The 3,324-nt window shown below is 60.4% G+C and carries 3 protein-coding genes; 1 reads left to right on the top strand and 2 read right to left on the bottom strand.

Features of this window, described 5'->3' with window-relative positions; genetic code table 11:
- Both ptsP and ACRESD_RS16255 read right to left on the bottom strand, forming a co-directional pair.
- Positions 1 to 1,933 (bottom strand): phosphoenolpyruvate--protein phosphotransferase (gene ptsP, locus ACRESD_RS16250; protein ID WP_431751860.1); only part of this gene is annotated, 1,933 nt, incomplete at its 3' end.
- A gap of 22 nt (positions 1,934 to 1,955) precedes the next feature.
- Positions 1,956 to 2,435: an RNA pyrophosphohydrolase gene (locus ACRESD_RS16255; RefSeq protein ID WP_003176750.1), complete on the bottom strand. Its 480-nt coding sequence runs from the start codon at positions 2,433 to 2,435 to the stop codon at positions 1,956 to 1,958.
- Positions 2,436 to 2,578: 143 nt separating this feature from the next.
- On the opposite strand from ACRESD_RS16255, the gene ACRESD_RS16260 reads away from it, so the two are divergent.
- Positions 2,579 to 3,235, top strand: a complete 657-nt coding sequence (locus ACRESD_RS16260; protein ID WP_431751861.1) for an HAD family hydrolase — start codon at positions 2,579 to 2,581, stop codon at positions 3,233 to 3,235.
- The last annotated feature ends 89 nt before the right edge of the window (positions 3,236 to 3,324 follow it).

Here is a 3,324-nt window from a genome sequence, read left to right on the forward strand (position 1 = left end):
CGGCAACCCGCGGGTTGTTACGGTCCACAGCCAACAGGTACTGGGTCAGGTCGTTGGAACCCACCGACAGGAAGTCCACCTGCCGCGCCAGCTCCTTGGCCTGGTACACCGCTGCCGGGATCTCGATCATCACGCCAATCGGCGGCATGGGTACGTCGGCACCTTCGTCGCGCACTTCGCCCCAGGCACGGTGAATCAGGTGCAATGCCTCTTCCAGCTCATGGGTGCCGGAGATCATCGGCAGCAGGATGCGCAGGTTGTTCAGGCCTTCGCTGGCCTTGAGCATGGCGCGGGTCTGCACGAGGAAAATTTCAGGATGGTCGAGGGTGACGCGAATGCCGCGCCAGCCAAGGAAGGGGTTGTCTTCCTTGATAGGGAAATACGACAGTGACTTGTCGCCGCCGATATCCAGGCTGCGCATCGTCACCGGCAACGGATGGAAGGCCTGCAGTTGCTCGCGATAAATCGCCAGCTGCTCCTTCTCACTCGGGAAACGCTGGTTGATCATGAACGGCACTTCGGTGCGGTACAGCCCCACGCCCTCGGCGCCACGCTGTTGCGCACGGGCCACGTCGGCCAACAGGCCGGTGTTGACCAGCAACGGCACACGATGACCGTCAAGGGTCACGCACGGCAGCTCGCGTAATGAATCTAGGCCCAGCGCCAGTTGTTTCTCTTCTTCCACCACCTCGCCGTATTGCTTGCGCAACACTTCGCTGGGGTTGGTGAAGACTTCACCGCGATGGCCATCGACGATCATGTCAATGCCATCGACCTTGGCGTAAGGCAGGTCCACCAGACCCATCACCGTCGGGATACCCATGGCCCGGGCCAGGATCGCAACGTGGGAGTTGCCCGAACCGAGTACCGAGACCAGGCCCACCAACTTGCCTTCCGGCACTTCGCCGAGCTGGGTCGCCGTCAGCTCTTCACTGACCAGAATGGTGTTATCGGGGAAAACCATATTGGTGCTGCGGTCTTCCTGCAGATAGGCCAGCAGGCGCCGACCAAGGTCGCGCACATCCGAGGCGCGCTCGCGCAGGTAGTCGTCATCCATCATTTCGAAGCGGTTGACGTGATCGGTGACCACCTGGCGCAACGCGCCCTGGGCCCACTGGCCGGTCTTGATCACGTTCTTGACTTCGTTACCCAGGGACGCGTCGTCGAGCATCATCTGGTACACGTCAAACAGTGCACGCTCTTCGGGGCGCAGTTGGGTCGCCAGTTTGGCCGACAGGTTGCGCATGTCGGCGCGCACGCCTTCCAGGGCGGTCTTGAACAGTTTGATTTCGGCGTCAATGTCTTTGACGGGCTTGTCCGGCACCACGTCCAGATCGGCCGGTGGCAGCATGACCACCGCCGTACCGACCGCAGCGCCCGGCGAACCCGGCACGCCGACGAACTTGGCTTCCTGGATGCCCTTGCCCTCGCGGCCCAGGCCGCGAATCGAACCGGTGGCCTCGGCGTGAGCGATAACCCCGGCGAGCTGCGCGCTCATGGTCACGAGGAAGGCTTCTTCACCCTCATCGAACTGGCGGCGCTCTTTCTGCTGGATAACCAACACGCCAACGACGCGGCGGTGGTGAATGATCGGTGCACCGAGGAACGAGGCGTAGCGCTCTTCACCGGTTTCGGCGAAGTAGCGGTAACGCGGGTGATCGGCCGCGTTTTCAAGGTTGAGGGGTTCTTCACGCGTCCCCACCAGGCCCACCAGACCTTCATTGGGCGCCATGCTGACCTTGCCGATGGAGCGCTTGTTCAAGCCTTCGGTGGCCATCAGCACAAACCGGTTGGTCTCGGGGTCCAGCAGGTAAACCGAGCAGACCTGGCTGCCCATGGCTTCCTTGACGCGCAACACAATAATCCCCAACGCCGCCTTGAGATCCTTGGCGGAGTTAACTTCCTGGACGATCTTGCGCAGCGTATTGAGCATGGCTCGGGGTCGAACTCCGTCGTCAGTCGCGCGCTAAAAGGCGCGGGGCAAGCTCTTTGAGAGCGCGACGATAAACCTCGCGCTTGAATGTCACCACCTGGCCCAACGGGTACCAATAGCTGACCCAACGCCAGCCATCGAACTCCGGTTTACCGGTCAAATCCATCCGCACCCGCTGCTCGTTGGAGATCAGGCGCAGGAGAAACCATTTCTGCTTCTGGCCGATGCACAGCGGTTGGCTGTGGGTACGCACCAGGCGTTGCGGCAAACGATAGCGCAACCAGCCACGGGTGCAGGCCAGAATTTGCACATCTTCGCGCTCAAGGCCGACTTCTTCATTCAACTCACGGTACAAGGCGTCTTCAGGGGTTTCGTCGGGGTTGATCCCGCCTTGAGGAAACTGCCAGGCATCTTGGTTGATTCGGCGAGCCCATAGCACCTGTCCGGCATCATTCGTAAGAATAATCCCGACATTAGGACGGAAACCATCGGGGTCGATCACGGCAACAACCTCGCAAACGCATGTCGCCGCATTGTTCCACAAAGGTTGTTCCAGCGGCAACGAGGCTTCTTACCTTATGTGCACTCTTGTGAAAAGACCGTATTCTGGACGCCTTTTTACAGACTTTTCAGCGAGTAACTGCAATGCGCCTGGCTTTATTCGACTTGGACAACACCCTCCTCGGCGGTGACAGCGATCACGCTTGGGGCGATTACCTGTGTGAACGCGGGATTCTCGACCCGGTGGCCTACAAGGCTCGCAACGACGAGTTCTACCAGGACTACCTGGCCGGCAAGCTCGACAACGCCGCCTACCTGAATTTCAGCCTGGAAATCCTCGGCCGTACCGACATGGCCCAGCTGGACGAATGGCATAACGATTTCATGCGCGACTGCATCGACGCACTGATGCTGCCACACGCCGCAGAACTGCTGGCCAAACACCGCGCCGCCGGCGACAAGCTGGTGATCATCACCGCCACCAACCGTTTCGTCACCGCGCCGATTGCCGCACGCCTTGGCGTTGAAACCCTGATCGCCACTGAATGCGAGATGGAAAATGGCCGCTACACCGGGCGCAGCACCGATATTCCGTGCTTTCGCGAAGGCAAGGTGACGCGCTTGAACCGCTGGCTGGAAGAAACCGGGCACAGCCTGGAAGACAGCTACTTTTATAGCGACTCGATGAATGATTTGCCGCTGCTGGAGCAGGTGGCCCACCCGGTGGCGGTGGACCCGGACCCGAATTTGCGGGCTGAGGCCGAAAAACGGGGTTGGCCGGTGATTACATTGCGTAGCTGATGACCTCTTCGCGAGCAAGCCCGCTCCCACACTCGACCGAGTTCCAACATGAGAATGAGGTCAGAATGTGGGAGCGGGCTTGCTCGCGA

The sequence above is a fragment of the Pseudomonas sp. genome (genome assembly GCF_050739995.1).
In the GTDB taxonomy this organism is placed as follows: Bacteria; Pseudomonadota; Gammaproteobacteria; order Pseudomonadales; family Pseudomonadaceae; genus Aquipseudomonas.